Source organism: Mesorhizobium dulcispinae (assembly GCF_033977345.1).
GTDB classification, from domain to species: Bacteria; Pseudomonadota; Alphaproteobacteria; order Rhizobiales; family Rhizobiaceae; genus Mesorhizobium; species Mesorhizobium dulcispinae.
Map to the genome: position 1 here is coordinate 108,332 of NZ_JAVIIY010000008.1, position 23,045 is coordinate 131,376.

Sequence of the window (23,045 nt, forward strand, 5' to 3'; positions counted from 1 at the left end):
TGGTCGACACACCACCGAGCACCGTTGTTGTTTCTTGACCGTCGGTGGTTCGCGCACCCGGCTCGTGTTATCGTGGTTCCGGGAAACGGCGGACGCGCCGTGAGCGCCCCGCCGGCTCCCCATTTTGGGAGGAACCAATGGCGCACTTCGTATTACTGTCGAATTTCACCGATCAAGGTATCAGGACTGTAAAGGATACTCAGAAGCGGGCTGAGGCCTTCAAGGCGATGGCCAGCAAAAGCGGGGTCAAGGTTCACACTCTGTTGTGGACGCTTGGCAAATATGATGTCGTGGTGATCGCAGAAGCAGAGGATGACATTGCTGCGACCGCACTAGCCTTATCAATCGCATCAATGGGCAACATCAGGACTGAGACGCTGAGGGCATTCGACACGGCAGATATGACCAAGATATTGGCAAAGATGGCCTGACCGCCACTTTGCTGACGTGCGCGGGTGATCGAAGCCGGCGCCGGGCTTGAGTGCCCGGCGCCCAAGTCGTCTAGCTATGTCTCATCCCGCCAGGCCATGGGCGGGGCGTGGGTTCGTCGAGAACCTGCGACCCGAGATCGTGGCCATCGCGCCTCGGCTGGGGCACGAACTTATCCGTCGCCTGCTCGAACTTATGCCTGCGGAGCGCATCGAGAGCTACGGCAAGGCCGCTGCCGTTGGGGTCGCCGGCGAGATCGAGCACGCCTCGGCCATGATCCACACACTGCGCTTCGGCAACGTGTTCCGCGACGCCGTCGGCGGCATGACCTATCTCGAATTCTGCAACACGCGCAACGCGCCGGGCGCACTTCCGTCATTGCCGATGATGCACAAGAGCGAGAACGGCCGCCGCTCGCATTTCATCACCGCCAACTTCCAGATCGCCGACGGCCCGGCCGCCGACGAGATCGTCGTGGCCATCGGCGGGACGGACGGCGGCCGGGTCCACCCGCGGATTGTCGACCGTTTTCAGGACATGAAAGAGATGGAGCGGGAGGCCGCGATATAGCGTCGTGCGCGACATTCTCGGCGCTGCTGTCGACGGTGACGGCTTTGGGATGGCTAGGCTAGAAAAGCGGACGGATGCTTCCGGAGATCCCGGTCGTAGGCGCCCCGTCAGCGGCGCCGGAACCGACAGCGGTATCGGAGAGAGCCAGAAAGCTGGTATCAAACCTTGAAGACACCGGCATCCGCTTGTGCGTCGACGTCGGTGATCAGCATATGCCCTGGCGATACTGTGATCGATACCGCGAGCTCGGCACGAGCAAGCGCATCTTGCGCGGTCAGGCTGCTCGCCCAGAACACCGGGACCTCCCCTTCCATGATTTCGACCGCGTCGCCCCAGTCGGGAGCCATCAGATCCGCTATTCCGATAATCGATGGCTCGCCGACATGGATGGGCGAGCCGTGGGCACGCGGGAAGCGCGCCGTGAGGGCGCGAACCTTGTCGACATCGCTCAGTCTTATCGGACGCATGGAGACGACCATCTCACCGCCAAACGGTCCCGCGTCGCACGTCATGATCTTGGTTCGAAACTTGGGCAGGGCATTGCCGCGACCTCTGCTGCGCAGCTTGACCCCCTTTTCGATGAGGGCAGCTTCCACGGTAAGCGAACTGCCGAGGGCGAAGGCGGCAAAATCATCCCGCCACAGGTCGATGATATCCGTCTTCTGACGGATCATCTCGCCGAAATAATAGATGTTGTACTGGGGGGCATCGGTGCGGATATCGATATCGCCCAGGGCCGGGAGCAATGGGCTGCCGGCACGGCTCACGCCCACCAAAGGACAGGGCTTGGGATTGCGCACACAAAACTGATGGAAATCGCCGGCAAAGCGGCTGGGCACAATCACGACATTGGCCTGCAGCTTGCCCCGCGCAAGACCGCCCGTGTGCCCTTCATAGGCACCCGTTCTGACCAGCATGCGCAGCTTATCCGCATCCACCAGCCGCAAATTGTCATAGAACAATGAAGTGGTCTGGCGAGCCATGGCTTCCTGAAGCATGCACGTTTCACGGACGCGTCGAAAGAGCGTAAGATCATCGGCAGGCTGGTCGCTTGTCAAATCGTCAGAATCTTTCCTCCTCGATAAATTGTATTTATTGATTAGCCGGTGAACGCTTCACTATTAGCATTTTAGCATAGACATACTGACTCTCACTGACAGTTTAGGCAGCCGATCGCTTCTATCTGGCGGCCTGATTCCCGCAGGAAACCGAGGTCACGGTTCATGTAGGAAAGCAGGAAAGCCGCGTAGAGGACAAAGACGAGGCTGAAGACCAGCGTCTTGACGACCAGCGAAAGCGCAAAAACATTGAGGTGCGGCGAGGCGCGCGCCAGAAAGGCCAGCACGATGTCGGACAACAGCATGCTGATGACGAGCGGGAAAACGAGGGTCAGCGCCATCACCAGGATGCGGTTCAGCAGATCGAGGAAGATTCCGGCCGCGTCCTTGCTGAACACCGGCAGAAGTCGGTCGATCGGCCAAAGGCCATAGCTGTCGTAGAGGCCGTTCAGGGAAAGTTGCAGGCCGCCGGCTGCGAGGTAGATCGTGAGCATGATGACGGCGAGCAAGGTGCCAGTGGCGCCGGTCTCATGGGTCATCATCGGATCGATCAGCGTTCCCATCGTGGAACCGCGCTGCAAATCCAGGATATCGCCCGCCGCCTCCGCCGCCCAGAACGGTATGCCCATCGCCAGGCCGAGCGTCACCCCGACGACGACCTCCTTGAGCATATAGAGCACGATCATCGTCGTCGGGAGGTCGGTGCTCGTCAGCTTGTTCACGATCATCGGAAAGACCGGGACCGCCAGCGCCAGCGCCACGCCATTGCGCAGAAGCCCCGACAGCGGCACGCGCGAAAAGAGCGGCATCAGCAGCATGAACCCGGTCAGGCGAGCGAGCGCGAAAGCGCCTGCCAGGAGGTAGAACTGAAGCTCCTTGACCGAGGTGAAGAGTGGTTCGACCGGCATCCGCGTGCCTCAACGCGTGACGACGGGGAACTCGTCCAATGCCGTCGAGGCCTGCTGCGCGATCTGCTGGCCAAGCAGCGGACCGAAGACCATGATGACGAGCAGGATCACGACGAGCTTGATGGTCTGCGGCAGCGACTGGTCCTGGATCTGCGTCAGCGCCTGGGCAAGTCCGACGAGGATGCCGACGGCCAGCGCCGCGATGATCGCCGGGCTGGACGCTAGCAAAACCGTTAGAAGCGCGCCTTGGACCTTCGCCACAATGAAGTCGTTGCTCATGCAAAACCCCAGCGGCTTTAGCCGTAGCTCAGGATGAGGCCGTGCATCAGCCGCGACCAGCCGTCTATGGCGACGAAAAGGAAGAGTTTCAGCGGGATCGAAATGAGGACCGGCGAAACCATGATCATGCCGAGCGTCATCAGGACGTTCGCAACGACGATATCGATGATCAGGAAAGGCAGATAAAGCAGGAAGCCGATCTCGAAGGCGCGGGTAAGCTCGGATGCGACAAAGGCAGGGACAAGTATCGAGAGATCGTCGTCCTTGAGATTCTGCCGGGCCTGTTCCGGCCACAGGCGGTTCGTTCCGTCGAGAAAGAACTGCCGCTCCTGCGGCTGGGTGAATTTCATGAGGTGGCGCTGCAAGGGTTCCCTGGCCAGTTGCGCCGCCCTGGCGAGGTCATCGGTGGTCTGGAACTGGACCTGCCCTTCCTGAAGCCGGGCCGACATTTCGCTCAGCAAAGGCGTGGTGACATAGACCGTCAGCACGAGCGCTATGCCATAGAGTACCAGATTGGGCGGCATCTGCTGAACGCCAAGCGCGTTGCGGATCAGAAACAGCACGACCGAAATCTTCAGGAAGCCCGTCATCGTGACGACCGCCAGCGGCAGCAATCCGACCACGCCGACGGCGATCAGAATCCCAAGCAGGTTGGGCGAATTCTCAAGCATTATCGAACATGCGAACGATCCGCACGCCCATGCTTTCTCCGATCCGCACGATCTCGCCACGACCGACACGCCTGCCGTTGGCGAGGATGTCGACAGTCGCCCCGGCTACATCGGCGAGCGGAACGATAGCGCCGGGCGCAAGCTGCCTCACTTCTCCGAGCGGCATTGCGGTGCGGCCGACCTCGAAGGCAAGCGCGATCGGCAGCTCGTCGATCGTTGACTCTTCCAGGGCCTGCACGGCCGGCTGCTGCTCGGTCTGGTTCATGGTCCACTCCCAATTCGATCCAGCGATTGCGGTCGGCGCGGCAAGCAATTGCGGGCCGTCGGCCATCAGGGCCACCGGCGCATAAAGGCGCTCGGCAATGACGAGCGCCGCCATGCGTTCCTCCACCGCATCGCCGAGAAGCACCACATCGTCAGTCTGCAGGCTTTGAAGCTCGCCAAGGGTGAGCGTAAGCGGGCCGCGCCGAAGGCAGACCGGCAGCGGAATTTCGTCCGGGACCGGCGCTCTGGTCTTGCCGAGCTCGTCGAGAAAGCGACCGATCCGCACCGCCAGAGCGGCATTATCTGCGGTTAAGACGCAGCCTATCGTTTCATCCTTACCGGTCAGGACAAAAGCGAACGGAGTTTCGCCGGAAACTGCATCTTCCGGTGCGACGGAGATGATCGCGATCCGCTCATCCAGCTTGCCCTCGATCCACGCGAGATCATCTTCGAACGCGGCCTCTAGCAGAAGCGCGGCATGAGCCGGCGCCAGCCGTTTGATATCGACCGATCCGTCGACCCTGGCGAGGCCTCGCTCGACAACGGAAAGCGGCAGGCGCAATTGTGCGGCCATATCCCCGACGGCGAACCCGATCGAGCATTGCGGCTGGTCCGCAGCGCCGGGCGCCGGCCAGATGGCTGCGATCGCCATGGCCTTCTGCGCAATCGTGATCTGCGTGGCGTTGCGGCGACGGTAGAAGGCGTTCAACGCCCCAACATCCACGGGCGCGACAATTTCCAGCGTCAGCCGTTCTCCACCGCTTGCACGTGCGGCGGTCCGTTTCGCCGGTTTTACCCGCGCTTTCCTTTTCGCCGGCGCGACGTCTTGAGGCATCACATTCATATCGATCACGGATTGGGCTATCGTTGCGCGGGCAGTCGCGACTGGCCGCGCTCCTCTTCCTCGGACAGCTCGGCCAGGGCCAGGCGACGACTCACGTTGCGTCTGGCCAGTTGCTCCGACAGCCTGTCCAGCTTGGTTACAGCCTTCATGCTCGCGCGGTGATCGTTGCGAGCCACCGACAACTCGGCATGTCGTCGCTGCTCGGCGAGCGCCGCAGTCTTCGCGCTTTCCCGCAACTCATCGGTTTTTCTCGCGGCGCCCTCGAACCGTCCCTGGAGCCGATGGAGGCTGGCAGCCTTTACCGGCTGGCCAACGAGCGCGCCGAAGGCCGCATCTTCGGCGTCGAGCATACGCTCGAGGTGATCCGTCACCGCGGCGGCGGCCTCCTGGCCTTGCCTTGCCGCCCGCTGCGCCGCCGCGTGCCTTCTGATCACATCTTGCCTGGCGCGCTCTTCACGGCGGCTTCTGAGGTCGCTCAATCGGGCGATCATGTCAGGCTCCTTCATCCGACGATCTCCCGCATCAATTGGCGAGTCTTCTCGATGCTCTCGTGCATGGCGGACGGCTGACGCAGGAAGGCGTTGATGGCGTCGTTCTTCGCCACCGCCTCGTCCGCCACGGCATCGCTGCCCTTTTCATACTCACCGACACGCAAGAGAAGTTCGATGTCGGCATAGCGGGCGAGCAATTCGCGCAGACGGCCGGCGTCGGCCCGATGCGTGGACGGCACGACGGCATCCATCAGACGGCTTCTGCTGCGCAGGACGTCGATGGCAGGGAAATGGTTCCGCTGCGCAAGTTCGTTCGACAGGAAGACATGGCCATCGAGCAGCGCCTGAATTTCCTCAGCGACCGGATCCAGCGTGCCATCGCCTTCCAGGAGGACGCTGTAGAGGCTTGTGATGGACCCGACGCGACCGGGCCCGGAGCGCTCGAGCAGGCGCGGCAGCACCGCGAACAGCGAAGAGGGAAAACCGCGCCGCGTCGGCGGCTCGCCTGAAGCGAGGCCGATTTCGCGCTGCGCGCGGGCAAACCGCGTTATGTTGTCCATTGCCAACAGCACATGCTTGCCCTGGTCGCGAAAATATTCGGCAATGCTGGTCGCCACATAAGCGGCCTTGACGCGCTCGATGGCGGGCCGGTCCGACGTCGCGACGACGACGATCGCCCGCTGACGCCCTTCCGGTCCAAGCTGGTGTTCGAGGAATTCGCGCACCTCGCGCCCGCGCTCGCCGACGAGGGCAACCACGGCGACATCGGCGTCGGTGCCGCTGACGATATCGGAAAGCAGGATCGACTTGCCGACACCAGGCTCGCCGAAGATGCCGACGCGCTGTCCGCGCGCGCAGGTGAGCAGCCCATCAAGGACGCGGATCCCAAGCTGGATCGGCTCGGAAATCAGGCTGCGCTCCAGCGGGGATGGCGGATAGGCATTGACGGGATAGCTGCCGACAATGCCTTCCGCCGAAAGCGGCTTGCCATCCAATGGTTCTCCGAAAGCGCTGATCACGCGGCCCAGAAGGCCGGGACCGACGGGCACCAGCTGGTCCTTTCCGGTCGCAACGACCTCGGTCAGGCTTGAAAGGCCGGCCAGATCGCCTAACGGAACAAGGATCGCCATCTCATCCATGAGCCCGACGACTTCCGCCTTGGTCGTCCTGCCGGTTTTGGGGTCGACTAGCTCGCATATCTCGCCGATCCGGGCTTCTTCGACGGTTGCGTGGATGACCGTCCCGATCAACCGCCGCACACGCCCTTTCCGAGGGCGGCTGGAATCGTCGCGCAGGCCGGAGCGGAGATTTGGAATGATGGACGCCAGACGGCCTTCGATATCGATTGCTAGACCTGTCATGCCGGCGCCTCGGCCTTTGACGAGATTGCGGTGGCGATGGCATCGAGCTGAGCGTCAATGCTGGCGTCAATGACGGCGACATCGGTCGAGAGTATGCAAGCAGCCGGCGCCAGCGCATCGTCGACATCGATTTCGACCGTCATGCCCAGATCACTCTTGCGCAAGGCCGCGTCCAGCTCTTCGCGAACCCGGTCCACGGATGCGGGATGGATGCGGACCTTCAGATATTTGGCCCGGCGAATATCGGTCACTGCCTGTCCTGCTGCCTTGGCGACAAGCGTGCCGACGTCGAATTCTCCCAAAATCCGCCTGACGACATCGAGGGCGAGACTGGTGACTTCGGCTTCCAACCCGCCAAGATAGCGATCCACCTTGACCGCCGTTTCGCTTATCAGCCGGGCGGCATCGGCATCGCCCTGCGCCTTGCCGTCTTCGTAGCCCTGCGCGTATTCGGCCGCATAGGCTCGCCGGGCGGCGTCGCGCATCTGGTGGGCATCACGCCTCGCCCCATCGAGAAATGCATAGCCATCCTGCCAGGCGCGCGCCTCGGCGGCGCGCAGAATGCGGGCGTAAGGCCGCCTTGGCATATCGTTGGTCGCAGCGTCCGGTTCGACCATCACGTCAACCCCATCGCGCGCCGGACGATCGCCGGACCGCACTCGACGAACGGCTTGGCCGTCCGGTCGACGAATTCATGCGGCATGAGCTTGAGGCGAACGCGCATGCCCGTCTCGCCAGGCATTGCCTGACACCACCCGCCAAGGCAGCTCAGGCCATCGGCATAGACACGATGGCGGATATCTTCCAAGGGCTCCAACGGCCGCACTGGACCGGCCAGGTCACGGTTGGCGACTGCGAAAGTACAGAGATCCACGCCGAGCGCCGCCTGCAGCGCATCGGCCTCGCGTCCGTCGATGACGGCGGCAACACTGCCGGCCCAGTAGATTGCTCCCGAGCGAAGCGCGAGGTCCTCCAGTTCCTCGCCCGAAGACAGGGCGATCGCCCGATCCACTTCGTCGGACGGTTCATCGACCGCGCAAGAGAGGCGGTAACGCTCCAGCAGAAGCTTCGACAACCGCTCATGCAGGCGTTGCGACTGCAGCATGCGATGGCACGCGGCTTCGCCGATCGCCCCGTCAAAGCAGTCCGAGAGCCGGGCCGCGTCCGCATAGGATGCAGGGCCGGAGACGAATGCCTGCCACTGCGGGCTGGCGGCTTGCGCCGAGCGGGCCCGGATCATGTCTTCTTCACAGCTATTGCGGAAGCGTCGAGGGCATAGACACCGAGTCGTCGGTACCACTGCAGGTAGGCCAACCGCGCAGCCAGCGCGACTATCGCCGCCGCCATGCCGTAGAACAGCCACATCGCGGCCGCCACGCTGTCCGGATGCAGCCAGAGGCCAAGGAAGGTTGTAAACCCTGCCTCGGAGTCCTGCTCCGGGGCTGTCGTGGCGACCGGAATGAGCGTGACGGAGACGTTGTCATAGGTCAGCCCGGCGATACCCTTGGCCACCAGCATCTTGACCTGTGGGATCAACGCATTCATCGGCACGGATGCCCGATGCCGGATGAAGACGGAGGCGGATGACGGCACCAGCTGCTGTCTCAGCGGATCGTTTTCGGGCAGAACGAGATGAACGCGCGCGGAAAGCACGCCGTCGATGTCCGAGATCGTCTGCGAAAGCTCCTGGCTTAGGCCATAGATCATCGTCGCCCGCTCTTCCACCGGCGAGGACACAAGCCCGCCCCTCTTGAACACCTCGCCGAGCGACTGGAACTCCTGTTTGGGCAAACCGCTTTCGTCAAGGATAGCCATGGCTTCGGCAAAACGGCCCTTCTGTACCGAAACCGTCATCTTGCCGTCCTTGCTGGCCTCGCGTTGGGCCGGAATCCCATGACGCATCAGCGTCGCCACGATCTCGTTGGCCTGCCGTTGATCGAGGTTGGAATAGAGCTCCACCGAGCAGGCCTGGAGCATAAGCATGCCCACGACAACAAGCGCGACGCGGCACCCGGCGACGCATCGACTGAACAGCGCTGACCGCCGAGGTAGGACCAATTCGGGCACGAACACTCCGCAGCGCCTATTGTTGCTTGATCAGGGTGCTGGTGGACGAAGTCACGGCCTTCACGCTGCTCGTCACGACTTCGAGATTGGCTGCCGCCCACATCACCGAAATGGACCGTTCGAGCAGTTGCTCGGCATTCTTTGCCGGAGCATTTTCGGCTTCTTTGCCTGACGGTGCGGCATCCTGCGTGGCGGCCGTTTCAGCGTGCGCCGGCGTGTTCGCCCTGCCGAGCGCCTTCTGGACCTGCTGCATGGTTCCTTCCAGCGACTGAACAGCGGAGCCGAACAGGGCCGAGGGATCCGCGACCGTTCCCCCTCCGGACTTCTCCACCTCGGCCAGATAGTCGAAGAGTTTGCGCTCGATGATCGGCTCGGTCTTTTCCGATTTGGGAGACTGGCCGGCCATTGCCGGATTGGCTCCGGACGATGCCTGCGCCACTTGCTGGCCTGCGCGTGTGGCGACATCGCCGCGCTCAGGCGCGTTGGGCCGCGCGGCTTCGTGCTCTTCCTGCTTGGCGCCTGCCATTCGGTTGCCCGGCTGCGCCGCCGCGCCCGCGTTGATCTGCTGCTGCGAGCCTATGCTGGTGGTCAAGTTTGCCAGCGTGGCCTCCAGGGCTCCAATCGGCGCGATCTGCATGAAGCTGCCCTCCTATTCCTTAATCGGTTTTGCGGAGGGGACATTTTGCGCCTCCGCCTGCCTTCCGCGAAAAACGCGGACCGAAGCAACCTTGCCCGCTTCCTGCTTGGCGCCCTGTGCGGCCGGAACTCCGAGCGTCTTCCTGACGAGTTCGATATAGGACGGCGGCCCCGATACCGAGACGACGTCGTCCTGCCTGGAAACCTTCACCGGAAACTTCGGATCGAGGACGCCCAGTCGCGAAAGCCGATCTTCCGCGTCGGCAGCCGTATTGGCGTCAAGCGGGATCATCTCCGTCTGGACCTCCGCTTCGGTCGCGACGTTCATGACGATACCGTCGAAATGCCAGACGAGGCCGTATCGATTGCAAATCTCTTCGAGAAACTCACGGGCCGTTCCAACGGGCATGCCGTCACTCAGGCGCCCCTTTACAAGCTTGCTGACGCGCATGGGCACCCGCATGTTGCGGCCAAGCTCGACAAGCGCATCCGTCACCGACTGATCGATGGTGATGTATTTGTAGGGACCGGGAGGCCAGCGCGGCTCGGCGGCATTGGCCGGCGAATCAGCAAGGCCGAACATCAGAATCACCGCGATGCCGCCGGCCACGAAGGCAGCGTTGGCTTTCGACGACTGGTGCACATGGCAGGTACCGCGTGCCGTCAACATTGGGTCCTATCGCAGGGGCGCGGAGCAATAGCCCGCGTCGCCCGTGTCATGGTTTACCCGCCGAGTTCATCCTATCGCGCGCGTTGCCAAATTGGAAGTCCAATTGGATTGCAGATGTGTAGTTGGTTCCAAATGTTGCGAACGGTGAGCAAAGCGATATGGTGCGCATGGAATCAGGCAGAAGCGGTTCTTGGTCGCCGGCTCCATGCTCGAATATGAAAGGGATCGGCCTGGGTGGCGGCACAGAAGTACCTTCTCTCGAGCTTAAATGATCCCGCCGGCACTGGGCGCTGGATCCTGGCCGGTTCGCGTCTCGTGAGGGGCTTGGGTAATTCGGTTCTAGTCGCGGCCACGTTGACTGCCGCCATGACGCCGGCGCAGGGTCAATCGAATAGCGGCTATGACCCGCGAAGCTGGAGCTACGATCAAGCCCGAAATGTGCTGGTCTCGCCATCCGCTCCCGACCGGGCTGCTGGTGGAGAAATGCGGCCTGCGTGGTCGGCAATCGCTAGGGAGATCGTTGATTTCGGTGAGGCTCAACCGGAGGGATCAATTGTGATCGACACCACGGAGCGACGCCTTTACTACATTCTGGGGGACGGCAAGGCCCTGCGATATGCGGTGGGCGTCGGAAAGGAGGGGCTCGAGTGGTCCGGCCGCGACACGATTTCGAGCAAGAAGGACTGGCCGGATTGGCGGCCGCCGGCCGAAATGCGCTCCAGGGAAGCGTCGAAAGGCCGCTTCCTGCCCGCTCTTGTCGCGGGAGGGCCGAACAACCCGTTGGGCGCGCGTGCGCTCTACATCGGCAACACGCTTTATCGCGTTCATGGCACCAATCAGCCATGGACCGTCGGACAGGCCAACTCCTCTGGTTGCATCAGAATGACCAATGACGATGTAATCGACCTATATGACCGAGTGAAGATCGGCGCCCAGATTATTGTCCGGCATTGAATCGTGATCCCTTTCAACATCAAGCAGCTCGAAACCTTTCTTCTGGTGGCGACTTTCGGAAGCTTCCGAAAGGCTGCGGAACGCCTGAACACAACACAGCCAGCGGTCTCGACCCGAATTGCCAGTTTGGAAGGAGCGCTCGGCGCCAAGTTATTCGAGCGGCAGAGTAGCACCGTAAGACTGACCGCCGAGGGACAAAGGCTGCTGCCGCCGGCGCAACGGGTCCTGCGCGTGGCCGAACAGCTGCAGTTGACGGCAAACTCTCTTTCGGAGACCGCGGGAGTGCTCAGGCTCGGGGTTGCCGAGACCATCGTGCACACCTGGCTTCCGGATTTCCTCAAGGAATTGCAGGCGAACTATCCGCTTGTCGATACGGATATCGTCGTCGACACAACGACGACCCTTCGCAACGAGTTGATGTCCCACCGGCTCGATCTTGCGGTGCTGATGGGGCCTATTCTGGAATACAGCATCGAGAATATGGAGTTGCCATCCTTTCCCCTCGTATGGGTCTGCTCGCCTGCCTTGAAACTGCCCAACCGAGGCAAGCTGACGCTGAACGACCTGATGCAATTCCCAATCATCAGCTACGCGCGCACGACCAGACCCTACAGCGAACTTTACCGCAAGTTGACCGGCGAACTCGAAGCGACGCCGCGCATCTTTCCAGCCAATTCGCTGGCCGCTTCCATCAAGATGACGCTGAATGGGATCGGCATCGCCTCCCTCCCCAGGGAGGTCGTCCAGGATCATACCGCCAACGGCACGCTGCGCATCGTTGACTGTGAATGGCATCCCTCCGACCTGCGGTTCACCGCCTCGTACTCCTCCGAACCATCCAATCCGATAGCGGAGCGGGCGGCAAAGCTGGCCGGTTGCATCGCACATGCATATGCCGCGAGAATCGGCGAGGCGCAGGCTGCCAACAACTCCCGAGTTGAGCCCGTGGCGTCTCAGCCGACCGACGCTATTGGCAGGTAGATGCGGTCGCCGGAGAAAATCATATCCGGGCTCAGAATATGATCCATGTTGAGCACGACCGTATCCGCCACATCGGCTGAATGCGCCTTGGCGATCAGGCGTATGCTGTCGCCGTCCCTGACTTCGACCCACCGATAGCCGTCTTTCTCCAGGGTCGGATTCGTGCGACCCTCCGGATTGCTGCTGCCCGCGGGATGAACCTCGACATAGTCGCCCGAGACCCAGCCGCTATGCTTTTTGCCGTCCGGTCCGAACCCTTCGACGGGTATCCAGGCCTCTCCTGACGGATCGGTCGAAGGCTTCGCCGTCTGCTCTACGAACGTGCCGGGTTGCAGAACCGTCACCACGGCAGAATCGCCCTCGGGCTGGCTCCGCAAATTCAGGCCGTCATCCGCCGACACGACGAGTTGCGGGAAGTCTTCGGGCGGGGTCTTCGGCTTGCCTGGAACATCCGAGTGATCGTCCGGCTGCTGGGACGACGTATCGCCATCCGGTTTCTTCGGATCGGGCAGAGCGGTTGTTTTCGGGTCCCAGGGCTGCGCGAGCAGGGAGTCCAGAGAGAAGAGAAGCATTCCAATGCCGAAGGTGATGCCCAGCGTCCATCGATCCGCTGAGGCCCATCGTTTGTCGGACTTCGCCGCCGCCGCGATATCGGCATCGGTTCGCGGCACCGAACGGCGATTCATCCGGTCCGTCCTTATGGCCGACGCCCAGAACTCCGCGCAGCCAAACGTGAACATGGTGCCGGCGACCGTGGCGATCGGCGCCGGCCAGGAGTGCAGCGTATAGACGGCGCAGCCAAGCACATAGCCGGGTCCAGCCAGATACTCGGCCAGGTTTCGGATCACCGGCCTGCCGGTGAACGACTGCAGCATCGACTTCGTGCCGTAGACGACGTTGCCGAGCGAGAACGTGCTGTTGACGACGAGATCCTTGCCCTGGATCATCCCGGTCGCGGCACCTGGCGCTGCAGCAATGAACGTGGCTCCGCCGAGCGCGTTGAGGAATCGTCCGAACGGCTTGTGATTTGCGGTTGCGTTGGGGAAGATCGCCTGCGTGCCGAAAACGAAGCCTCGCACGCCAAATGCCACCGCTCCGGCAGTGGCGGTCCAGGTTGGGGGCAACGAAGTCCACAACATGTAGGAGGTGGTCGACATGCCGCCAAAGGTGGCGAGCGCCTGAGCGTTTTCGCGCATCCTGGCATGGCTCAGCGCCAGGTCGACGCTGGCGGCCTGATCCAGCGTCATCGCCTTTTTGTGGGTCGCCCGGAAGGTCGTCAGCTGCAGCACGGAGAGGGCGTCCGTCTGATCCCCGCTCATCCATTCGAACTGCTCAAGCGTGAACTTGCGGAACTGGCCGGGGCTCATTTCCTCGAACTGTTTCGGTGTCACCGCTTCGATCTGCGGCTGGGTCAGGGCCTCGATGTGGTGGATCGTGAAGGCGCCCCATTGATCGCGGGTCAGCGCCGGGATCTGCTTCCCGGTCAGCCACGGCACCTGCTTGGGATCGAGTTTCGCCATGTCCACGGAACCGATCATGGGTTCAGGGATGGCCTGAACCTGGCGCTCGACGAGGTTCTTCTGCAATCCAGCCTCGCCCAGATCCTTGAATTGCGGCGATGTGAACTTCGCGGCCTGGCCGGGCTTGAACCACGGCACCTGCCGCGCATCCAACTTCGACACGTCGACGAGCCCGACTTTGTCTCCCTTTATCGCCTGCAACTGTGGTCTCGTCAGGTGGCGGATCAAACCCGATGTGCCGAGATCATGGAATTGCTGGTCGGTCAGATTGCGGATGTGGCCCTCGGTCAGCCAAGGAATCTGCCTCTCCGCGAGGCCCGCTATGTGGACATAGCCTGTCTTTGCCTTCGGGATGCCCCGCAATTGGCTCTTGGTCAGAGAGGGCAGCAAGCCGGCCTGATCCATGTCGCGGAACTGCTGTTCCGTCAGTTCGGCCACCTGCTCGCGCTTCAGCCAGGGAATCTGGTTCGGCTGGAAATCGCCCATGACGAGATCCGGCACCTGATCAAGCGGGGTCGCTCTGACGCCGTCCCGGGTGAGCGGTCCATTGTTCCCCGGCACGTGACCGTCGGAAGCTCCGCGTATCCAGGGCAGCACCACGGCCTCGCCCGTATCGGGGTCGTACACCAGTATGTGCGTCTTGTCCGCCACCTCCGGGGCATCGCCCGACACGCGCGGGCCGTCCGAGGGCGCAACATAGACCTGCTCCGGGCTGCTCGGCCCGGTGCCCAGCATTGTTGCCGTAATCACATTGCCGCTTTCGTCCTCGAGCTGAATGGTCCGGCTCGAACCGCTCTTGGTCGATGCGGATTGGGGTTGCGGTGTTGCAGCGGCAGGTTTGTCGTGTCCGAAGATGTTTCCGACAATCCCGGCATCGTCGAGCGCCCCTTGCAACTCGGCTGAAGGCGGCGCGTCGAGGAAAACCCAGCGCGGTTGATAGCCCGGGTTCTCATTCCGCAGCGCCACATCCTTGTTGATCTGTTCCTGCAGCTTCGGCGTGAGCGGCACTTCGCGCATCTGCGCGACACCGTTGATCGTCGTCCAGCGATGGTAGGTCTTGACCTCGATCGCCTCGATCACATCCTGGCTCTTGAAGACTGGCGCATCCACGTAACGCCCGCCCTGGCCGGTTACGGCGTAGGGACCGTCCGGGTTGGCCTCGACCGGAAAATGCGCCTCTCCAAGCGACCCGTTGAGTTCGCGCGTATAGATCTCGCCTGCCTTCCACTTTTCGGGCTGCCGCATGTTGCGGATCTGCTGCAGCGAGTAGGTTGTCGGTGGAGCCGCCTCGATGGCTTTCCTGGCTGCATCCGGCGGCACCGCTTCTCCCTTTGGCGTTCCTTGGCCGCCCGGCACATGGTCCTCGGAGGCGCCGCGTATCCACGGCAGGACGTATGCTTCTCCCGTCTCCGGATCCCGGAACAGAATATGCGACTTGTGGATCAACTCCGGTTCGTCGCCACGCGCTTGCGGCCCGTTGGCCGGCGGCACATAGACGTTCTCTGCACTCTTTGGCAGCGGTCCGTAGCGGGTGGCGGTCACCGATTGCCCGTTCTCGTCCCTTATCTGGATCGGCCCGCTTCGACGGCTGCCCACCTGCGAGGAAAGGAACGTCAGCACGCCGTCGGCAACGTCCTGGCGCATGAAACCGCCATCGACGATCGAAGCGCCGAAATCGCTCTTGAACTGCTCGATCGCGACGAGCTGATCCGGCCGCGCCGTCTTCTGCAGGTCGGCCAGGAACTGGTCCAGCGAGGCCTTGCCGCCCTTGGGTATGGCCGTCGAGGCGCCGTCGCGAGACGTTTCCACCGCACGCGCGAGCCAGGCCGGGATCGTCACCTGCTCGGATTGTCCGCCGGCGCGATCGAAAGTCAGCGTCGCGGTTTCGTTCTTGGCGATCGAGGAAGCGGTCTTGGCCGCCTTCGACTTGTACTGGAATCTCACCTCGGCACTGAATGCCACGGCGCCTGCCGGCAACGGAGGCGTGGAGAACGAGATCGTGTAGCGCGTCGCCGGAGTCCCGTCGGAACCATAGAGGTTTCGGTAGATGTTACCGGCGCTCGGCATGTAGCGCGACTGCGGTGAGCCGTCCGGAGTGAAACGCGCCGGAAGCCAGGACTGCACTGTCGATTTCACCTTGTAGGTCGCGGAGGTGGCTACCCGATCCGGATTGAAGCCCAGCGCGCCCGGCAGCCTGTTGCGATCGTTGAAGATGACGTCGACCAGCATCGCCTCGGGGTTCACCACGCGAGCCTTCTCGCCGGTCAGCAAAACAATGTCCGCCGTGGGCGACTTGCCCGGCACCGCTGAAAGCCGCAATCCGCTCAGCGTCGGCTCATCGACCAGAGAAACCGTGTTCGACGGATCGATCTGACCGGACTTGACGAGGTCGCGGATCGACCGGATGCCATCGCCCTGCCCGATCGCCGTGACGAGTTCGGATGCCTTCGCCGGGTCCTTGACGGCAAACTGGATCTTCAGGTTTGTCGAACCAAGGGCCGACTGTATCTGGTCGAACGCCTGCGCCGACACAATGTCGCCCGGCTGCAGCGTGTCCTTGACAGGCATTTCCGGACGCTTCTCGAAACCGATGCGCGGCATCTGATCGACCGCCGCGACATGATTGGCCGCGATCGGCAGGCGTATGCCGGCCTTGGTCTCGGTCATGACGCGATCGAAAGGCAGCGCGGCTTGCAGCGTGACGTGGCCGGAGCTGTTTTCCGCTGGCACGCCAAAGAAATCGTGTTGGCCGGGCGCGAGGGTAGCCTCCTTGCCTTCGAGCAAAGGCGTGTAGGTCATCTCGACCACGGTGCCCTCGCCGTCCGGCGTCATCCCGACAATCGCGGCATCCAGCGGTCTGGCGTCATAGCCGGTCCCGTCGCTGAACAACGCCCTGCTCGCCGCCGCCGATAGATCGCTGGCACGGACCGGCAGGGCCGTCTGATTGGACACAGGCCAGACGCCGGCCTGGAGGCCGGTGATGTTCCTGTACTCGCGCGGCCTGTAGGAGATGACGCCCTGGGTGCCGAGCGCGTCCTTGACCGGCGTCAGGCTGCGTTGGCTGACGCTGTCGACGATCGACCATCCGATCATACCGAAATCGGTTTTGGTGCCGACGCCGAAGCCAACGGCAGCAACGGTCGGCGACCCGATCCCGAACGCCTGGCCCGTGTTCAGCCGGACCCGGAAGGTGACGCCGACGCGGAAGTCGGGCAATGTCTCGCGAAGCGGCGTGCGCGGTATCTGAACCCCGTCCGGACCATAACGCTCGGCCATCTCGCGGCTGGAATAATAGCCTTTCTCCTGTTCATAGCGGTTGACGAGCTGCTCGACGGTCAGGCCGTCGAGATAGGCCGACGGCGTCTTCGGATCCTTGCCGCTGGTGTAGATGTAGCCGCTCGTGTCTCGCTCGGGCATGCCGGCAAAGCTGCGCGTCTCGGGATCCCAGACAAGACGTACCGGCCCATCCTTTCCTGTCGGCGCGCCCGGCACGACGATGGGATCGCCGTCGGCGAGGTGCGGTGTGCCGGAGGCAGTCGAACCATCGGGATCGCGGTCCGGCGACGCCGTCGAGCCATTGCCGCTGCCGTCATCGGTCTTGATCACCTCTCCTGGAATCACCGGGTGGCTGGGATCGTGGAAGACCTGTTCTCCGGTCGGCCTGTAAACGCCGTCGGCGCCAATTTCGTACACATCCATCGGATGCCCCGAAGGCCCGGGTTCCAGCGCCAGTTTCGACGGTCCTTTGCCGCCGGGCGGCTGGTGGAACGGTCCGTCGCCGCCGGGCGGCGGATTGGCATCAGCGCCGGGAGCGTTGGGGTCCTGCGTGCCCGTTCCTGGCCGCATCGTCCGCAGACCATGGATGCCGAGCCCCGTGCCGGTGACGCCGGTGCCGAGACCCGTAAGCGCATTGGCAAGCTGGAGACCGTTCATCTGGTCTCCGTTGGCGGCGAGATCGTAAGCAGATGTTGCCAGCAACGGTGAGCCGACAATCACCGAGCCGACATCCATCCCCCACGCTGCCTTGTTCAGTCCGGCGGTCGATTGCATGTATGTGCGGGTTTCGGATGCCAACGCCCAGTTCGATCGTGTTGCGCCGATGCTGCCGGCGAAGGCGCGGGGGGTGGCGGCAACGCCTGCCAAGAATGACTCACTCTTCGCCGCCATGCCGATGGTGCGCAGGCCGCTGGAAGCCATGGGCAGCGCCGTGGTTGCTGCGCTGGCGATGTTCGTCAGCGACTCGCTATCGTACCACTCGCCGCCATGGTCCAGGTGGTTCACCTCGTTTATGACCGCCCTCGTTCCAAGATAGGCCGCGCCCGCATAGGCCAGCGGTGCGGCGACCGGCGCGGCCGGCGTGAACGACAGGATGGTTGCAATGCCGGTGCCGATGCCGACCACCGGATCGACAACCTTGTCCCAGACCGAGACGTTGCGGGCCTTCACAACTTCAAGCGCGATCTTGCCGTCGGCGCCCACCTTCATTTCCAGGCCTTTGGGAACGACGAGCTTGCCGCTCTCGCTAAACTGGCTGTTGTTGTCCTGGAAATCGCCGAGGTCGTCGAACTTCTTGCCGGTCGCGTCGACGTAGCGGGTGTTGCCGTGCCCGTCGCTCACCGCAAACAGCGTGACCTGTTGCGTTCCAACCTGGTCGTCGACATAGAAGATCGGCACGCGACGCACATACGGGTTGTCGCCGCCGATATCGCGGATCTCGTCCGTCACATTCTTTATCGCGTCGCGGCCGTCATCGGTCGAACTGTCCAGGCCGAGCGTTTTGGCTACCATAGTATCTAGATCCGTGCCGTGCTGTTGGTGGAACTCCTTGTCGTAGCCTCTGTTGAGCAGTTGCTGGAATCTCGGCTGATACATGGCGTCGAGCGTCTGCTGCTCGTGCTCGTCCAGATAGGTTTTGTCGACAGTGGTGTTGTCATCGGCCAGCAGAGACGGCTCGCTGAGCCGAAGCTCGTGATAGTCGTTGAAGCCCTGCAACTGTCTGCGCAGATCCTGGATTTGACTTATCTGAAGCCTTGTCGCCTCCAGCCTGAGCTTGGCGACCGCCAGTTCGGGATCGACCCAGCGGCCACTTTTGTCGTCATCCTGCGTGTTCAGGTCGATCCAGATCGCCTTGCCGCCCTGAGTCAGGGCGTCGATCCCATTCTGCTTGTAGTTCTGGGCAACGTCCGGCGCCACCTTGATCGTCTGCCCGCCGACGTCGATCTCGACCGGCTGCACGCCGTTGGGCAGCGTGCCTTCGGGAGCATGGACCGATCCCGGCTTGTGATGCGTCAGCGCATTGTCGAAATTGGTCTGCAGCGTCGGCAGCTTGGCGTTCAGATCGGCGAGGCTGTCGCCGAGCTGCCGGTCCAGGACGTCGTTGAGGCTCTTTGCCGCCTGCTCCTCGCTGGACCTCACCGATTGCAGGCCATTTGCCGTGCAAATTTTTGCGTTGGAGTCGTAGCCGGCCAGCAGCGCCTGCCAATCTTTGTTGAGTTGGCGATCGCGATATTCGCCCCTGACATGCTTGTCGTTCAAGCTATAGGTCAGCTGCTGTTCAGTGGTTCCCTCATCGAAATGGTTGACCACCCAGAGCTGGCCGTCACGGATCTCGAGCGTCGAGTTCTTGTAGTGCCCGAGGTAGTCGCCATTGATGCGATTGTACTTCTCGTCAAAGTTGAAATTCTGTTTACCAAGATATTCGGTAGCCAGCTTCTGCTCGAGGTCCGTCTGCCGCGCGTTGACCTGTGCGGCATCGGCATGGGCGTCGAAATAGTTCTGGTAGGCCTGGGCCAATTCGAGCTGGTTGCCTGCCGTCGTCTGCAGGGCTTTGAGGTCCTTGTATTCCTTGGAGTCCGCCGGAACGCCGGCGAGTTCGGCCTGCCCAACCAGGTAATCGATGGTTAGCTTGTCGCCCTTGCTCAGATGCAGGCCGACATCGGAAAACAGCTTGTCGACGGCGCTATGGTCGGCGACGCCCTGGTCGTATTTCGGATCAAGGTCGGGAGTGCCCCGCGCTTTGACCGACGGCGCATTCGGATCGCCCAGAGGAGTGAGCTTGCCTTGCGCGGCAATGGCCTCCTTGAGGACGCGCCCGGCATTCTCATACTCGCCTCGGGCATCCTGTGCGTTCTGCAGAAGGGTGTTGGCTTTGGTCAGCCGCGCCTGCGCATCGGCGAGGGTGCCCTTGGGTTTCTGCGGCGTCCATTGCAGGCCGTGAGGCTCCAGTGCCTTGTTTATGATGGTTTGCGCGCCGTCGACGGCATCCTTGTAGGCAGGATCGAGCAGATCGACGTTGAACTGCTCCTGCCGCTGGCCTGCCAGAGCCCGCGTCTCGGTGATGCGCGACAGTGCGACGTTCTCGTTGATGATGGCCTGGGCGACCTGGGGATCGACCCACCTCCAGACGCCATCTATCTTCATCGGCATCCATTTTCCACCGGAGGGTGCGTTGCCCTGGGGTGGATCGCCAAATGGATCGACAACCCTGTTCTGCCCGTCAAGCTTGGGCTTGGCGGGCGTACCCAGGTGGTATTTGTCGATCAGGGCCTGTTTGTCCTGTCCGGCCTTTTCCGCGGCATCGATCAGGCTGGGCAGGGTCTCCCCTGCCAACAGCCCCTCGACGAAGGTCTTCACGACCTCGCCCTCTTTTGCCACCTTGGGGTCGCTGCTGTTGGGGTTCACCGCCAGCAGCGTCCTGGCCAGGGCTTCTTGCGTGCTTCCCGCCTCGATTTTCAGGTCGGTGCCGGTGGTGTTGTTATGCAGCGTCATGCTGCCATCGGGCTTGGTGGTCAGCGTATAGCCGTTGAATGTGACCTCGACCGTCGTGCGGGTGCCGTTGTCGATGGTAATTTTTTCGCCTGTATGGATTGTGCTCGGGTCGCGCGACGAACCGAAAAGCTCCGGATTCGTGCGCCTGAGGTCATCCAGCGTGACGCCATATTGCCGCGCAATCTGGGTCAGATTGTCGTCCGGCTTGACCTCGTACTCGACCGGCTTGCCGCCATTGATCTTCTCGGTGGTGGTCGTCGTCACCCGGCCATCTTGGTCGGTGACGGTCTTGGTTTCGGTTCCTTTGCCATCGATGGATACCGACGTTTTCTTGCCGTCCGCCGTGGTCGTGACGGTGCGCGCGTCGTGCTGGTAGTCGCGAGAGTAGACGGTCTTGTCGCCGGTGCGCGGATCGACCATCTCGATCGACTGCCCGTCGCTGCTGCTGGTGCTCGTGACCTGATATCCGGCGGCTTGCAATTCGGCGATCACCTGGTCGTTGGTGAGGCCATGTTCCTTTGCGATCTGGTCGATGCTTTTTCCGTCGGCAAGGTCGTGCTTGATGCCCTGCGTGCTGGATCCGCCCGGATCCTGGGAGGGCGCCAATATGGTTTTGTGGCCGTCCGGTCCTGTGACGGTGGTCACGGGAAGAGAGGGGCCGGCGCCTGGCGTCACCTTTTCCACCGACGCACCGTTGGGCAATGACGTCCGCTCGGTGACGGTTCCTGTCCCGAGATCGTCCTCATATCGCGTCGTTATGGCGCCAGTGTCTGAATTGTAGCTGCTGGTTTCCTTGCGCCCGAGCCCATCCCGGGTCGGCGTGGTGGTCGCTGCGCCGTCAGGCTGCGCCTGAACGGTCGCATAGTAGCTGTCATGCTGGTAGTCGTAATATTGCGTGACGGTGCGGCCGCTGGCATCCGTGATTTTCGTCGCCTGCACGTCGCCATTGCCGCTCGTCGGGTCAGTCGTCGACACGGTCATTCCGCCGGACCTGAGCGCAGTGATAACCTGTTCGCGCGTCATGCCGCGCGCAGCGGCAATCTGGTCGATGCTTTTGCCGCCGGTGACGTCCTTGACGATGTCGCGGGCAGTCGTCGCTGCCGCGGCACCGTCTTCGGGCTTGCCGCCATCGAGGTCCACCGGCGTCAGCGCGAGCGCCGAATCAGGCCGCGTGAAGAGGGCTGGCGTAACCGTCGTTCCATTGCCGGATGTGCCGTTGCTGGCGTTCACGACATTGACGCCCGGCGTCGCCGGAACCGTCGCCGGCTGCGGCTGAAGGGTACTTAGTTGCGTGTTTACATGCGCCAATTCCTGGCGGGCTTGTGCCGCCCAATCGCGCTCGCCCATTCTGTTGGCAAGCCTGATTTCTTCCCGCAGCTCCGCTGCCTGCGCCTCCAGCCGCGCTACCTGCGCCGCATCTGCCTTGGCATTGACCTTTTGCGGCTGGAGCGGCGGCCTGGTGAGGGTTATCGGGCGAACCATCTGGACGACCTCCGGAAATCACTGTTGCCGGCAGCTTGGCCACCGTCACGCCCGTCCCGATCGCAACCTTTCCGTTGTTATCGAGGAGGCTTCCAATAGACGCCGAAAGCAGCAAGCTGCTCTTCCGACTGCTTCACTCGTTCCGCGGCATTGGTTCCGGACCGCGCTGCCGTCAACGCCGCCAGGATTTCGACGGCGGCGAACGCCGGCGACATGCTTCGGAAGAACGATTGCGAACTTGAGGTAACGACGATTGCTTCCCGCGCGATCCGGGTCAGCGGCGACACACTGCTGTCGGTGATCGCCACCACGCCGACGCCTTGCCGGGCCGCTTGGCGCGCCACTTCTATCGTCATGCGTTCATAGGGCGACATGCCCACGGCAAGGAGCACGTCTCCGCGCCCCGCATGCTGAAGCGCATCCAGGCCGTGTCCGGCTATCTCGCCGACAAGCATCACCTTGCGGTCACGGCCGGCTGCGAACGACATGATGTGAACGAAATGGCTGGCAATTGCATAAGCCGAGCCTGCGCCGAGAACGAAAAGATTGCGTGCTCCCGCAAGCAGCTCGGCGGCGGCGATGAATTGCATGGCGTTGCCGTATTCGCCAAGACTTGAGATCTGGGCAGCGAGAGAGTCGGCAACGACCCCGGCCGTCGAATACCCCGAATCGCCATTCCGTTCGACACCTTGTCGGGCCGGCTCTCCGGCTATCGTCTCACGCAGCGCGCGCGCATAAAGGCTGCGCATGTCCTCATAGCCTTCAAGGCCGAGCCACCGCGCCAGCCGCATCATCGTGCTGTGCGAAACGCCGGCTTGCTGCGCCTGCTCGCGCATCGACATCAGCGCCACATCCTTGGGGTGATCCAGCACGAAACGCGCCGCCACCCGCAGTTGCGGCGGCATATTCTCAAACCGTTCGACCAACAGCTCCGCCAAAGGACCTTTTTCCATTCCCATTACCCCATGAAAACCCCGTCGATCAGGCTACGCCGTGAGCGCCTGAAACGCAACGGTTGGAACAAACATGCCTCAAATATTCCAAGTGGACTTTCATTTCCGATCGTCCTGCCCTAAGTTGTTATAGCAAGTC

At 62.5% G+C, this 23,045-nt stretch carries 19 protein-coding genes; 5 read left to right on the forward strand and 14 right to left on the reverse strand.

The genetic code is table 11. The annotated features are described in order from the left end of the window. The first annotated feature begins 137 nt into the window (after window positions 1–137). Window positions 138–431: a GYD domain-containing protein gene (locus tag RFN30_RS18550; RefSeq protein WP_320263535.1), complete on the forward strand. Its 294-nt coding sequence runs from the start codon at window positions 138–140 to the stop codon at window positions 429–431. Between the two features lie 46 nt (window positions 432–477). Next, window positions 478–999 (forward strand): amino acid synthesis family protein, encoded by a 522-nt coding sequence (locus RFN30_RS18555; protein WP_320263536.1) that lies wholly within the window; start codon window positions 478–480, stop codon window positions 997–999. A gap of 158 nt (window positions 1,000–1,157) precedes the next feature. On the opposite strand, the gene RFN30_RS18560 is transcribed toward RFN30_RS18555, so the two are convergent. The 12 genes from RFN30_RS18560 to RFN30_RS18615 form a co-directional block, all read right to left on the reverse strand. Further along, window positions 1,158–1,997, reverse strand: a complete 840-nt coding sequence (locus tag RFN30_RS18560) for a D-glutamate cyclase family protein (protein WP_320263537.1) — start codon at window positions 1,995–1,997, stop codon at window positions 1,158–1,160. A 152-nt stretch (window positions 1,998–2,149) separates the two neighbouring features. Continuing rightward, window positions 2,150–2,965 (reverse strand): type III secretion system export apparatus subunit SctT, encoded by an 816-nt coding sequence (gene sctT / locus RFN30_RS18565; protein WP_320263538.1) that lies wholly within the window; start codon window positions 2,963–2,965, stop codon window positions 2,150–2,152. Between the two features lie 9 nt (window positions 2,966–2,974). Further along, window positions 2,975–3,244 carry an EscS/YscS/HrcS family type III secretion system export apparatus protein gene (locus RFN30_RS18570; RefSeq protein ID WP_320263539.1) on the reverse strand — a complete coding sequence of 90 codons (270 nt, stop codon included), beginning with the start codon at window positions 3,242–3,244 and terminating at the stop codon, window positions 2,975–2,977. 17 nt (window positions 3,245–3,261) lie between these two features. After that, window positions 3,262–3,915, reverse strand: coding sequence for a type III secretion system export apparatus subunit SctR (gene sctR / locus RFN30_RS18575; RefSeq protein ID WP_126101731.1), 654 nt, complete (start codon window positions 3,913–3,915; stop codon window positions 3,262–3,264). After that, window positions 3,908–5,023: a type III secretion system cytoplasmic ring protein SctQ gene (gene sctQ, locus RFN30_RS18580; RefSeq protein WP_320263727.1), complete on the reverse strand. Its 1,116-nt coding sequence runs from the start codon at window positions 5,021–5,023 to the stop codon at window positions 3,908–3,910. The genes sctR and sctQ overlap by 8 nt, the downstream gene beginning before the upstream one ends. A gap of 17 nt (window positions 5,024–5,040) precedes the next feature. Next, window positions 5,041–5,529 carry a hypothetical protein gene (locus RFN30_RS18585; protein WP_320263540.1) on the reverse strand — a complete coding sequence of 163 codons (489 nt, stop codon included), beginning with the start codon at window positions 5,527–5,529 and terminating at the stop codon, window positions 5,041–5,043. Further along, window positions 5,526–6,875, reverse strand: a complete 1,350-nt coding sequence (locus RFN30_RS18590; RefSeq protein ID WP_320263541.1) for a FliI/YscN family ATPase — start codon at window positions 6,873–6,875, stop codon at window positions 5,526–5,528. The genes RFN30_RS18585 and RFN30_RS18590 overlap by 4 nt, the downstream gene beginning before the upstream one ends. Next, the gene (gene sctL / locus RFN30_RS18595) at window positions 6,872–7,492 is read right to left on the reverse strand and encodes a type III secretion system stator protein SctL (protein WP_320263542.1); all 621 of its coding nucleotides are present in this window, start codon (window positions 7,490–7,492) and stop codon (window positions 6,872–6,874) included. Before sctL ends, RFN30_RS18590 begins: the two co-directional genes overlap by 4 nt. After that, a complete protein-coding gene (locus tag RFN30_RS18600) occupies window positions 7,492–8,115 on the reverse strand; it encodes a SctK family type III secretion system sorting platform protein (RefSeq protein ID WP_320263543.1) in 624 nt (207 codons plus the stop codon). The genes sctL and RFN30_RS18600 overlap by 1 nt, the downstream gene beginning before the upstream one ends. Next, entirely contained in the window at window positions 8,112–8,948 is an 837-nt protein-coding gene (gene sctJ, locus RFN30_RS18605) for a type III secretion system inner membrane ring lipoprotein SctJ (protein WP_320263544.1), read from the reverse strand. Before sctJ ends, RFN30_RS18600 begins: the two co-directional genes overlap by 4 nt. A 10-nt stretch (window positions 8,949–8,958) precedes the next feature. Further along, entirely contained in the window at window positions 8,959–9,579 is a 621-nt protein-coding gene (locus tag RFN30_RS18610) for a hypothetical protein (protein WP_320263545.1), read from the reverse strand. A 12-nt stretch (window positions 9,580–9,591) separates the two neighbouring features. Then, window positions 9,592–10,188, reverse strand: coding sequence for a type III secretion protein (locus RFN30_RS18615; protein WP_320263546.1), 597 nt, complete (start codon window positions 10,186–10,188; stop codon window positions 9,592–9,594). A gap of 294 nt (window positions 10,189–10,482) precedes the next feature. Between RFN30_RS18615 and RFN30_RS18620 the strand changes: the two genes are divergently transcribed. Together RFN30_RS18620 and RFN30_RS18625 are read left to right on the forward strand one after the other, a co-directional pair. Beyond that, window positions 10,483–11,202 (forward strand): L,D-transpeptidase, encoded by a 720-nt coding sequence (locus tag RFN30_RS18620; RefSeq protein ID WP_245460067.1) that lies wholly within the window; start codon window positions 10,483–10,485, stop codon window positions 11,200–11,202. Window positions 11,203–11,205: 3 nt separating this feature from the next. Then, window positions 11,206–12,183, forward strand: a complete 978-nt coding sequence (locus tag RFN30_RS18625; RefSeq protein ID WP_320263547.1) for a LysR family transcriptional regulator — start codon at window positions 11,206–11,208, stop codon at window positions 12,181–12,183. Here the strand turns inward: RFN30_RS18625 and RFN30_RS18630 are convergent. Next, entirely contained in the window at window positions 12,156–21,953 is a 9,798-nt protein-coding gene (locus tag RFN30_RS18630) for a LysM peptidoglycan-binding domain-containing protein (protein WP_320263548.1), read from the reverse strand. The two genes, RFN30_RS18625 and RFN30_RS18630, sit on opposite strands and share 28 nt — an antisense overlap. 77 nt (window positions 21,954–22,030) lie before the next feature. Then, the gene (locus tag RFN30_RS18635) at window positions 22,031–22,858 is read right to left on the reverse strand and encodes a MurR/RpiR family transcriptional regulator (protein ID WP_320263728.1); all 828 of its coding nucleotides are present in this window, start codon (window positions 22,856–22,858) and stop codon (window positions 22,031–22,033) included. Between RFN30_RS18635 and RFN30_RS18640 the strand changes: the two genes are divergently transcribed. Further along, complete coding sequence (locus RFN30_RS18640) at window positions 22,769–23,029, forward strand: hypothetical protein (protein ID WP_320263736.1); 261 nt, start codon at window positions 22,769–22,771, stop codon at window positions 23,027–23,029. The two genes, RFN30_RS18635 and RFN30_RS18640, sit on opposite strands and share 90 nt — an antisense overlap. Window positions 23,030–23,045: the final 16 nt, after the last annotated feature.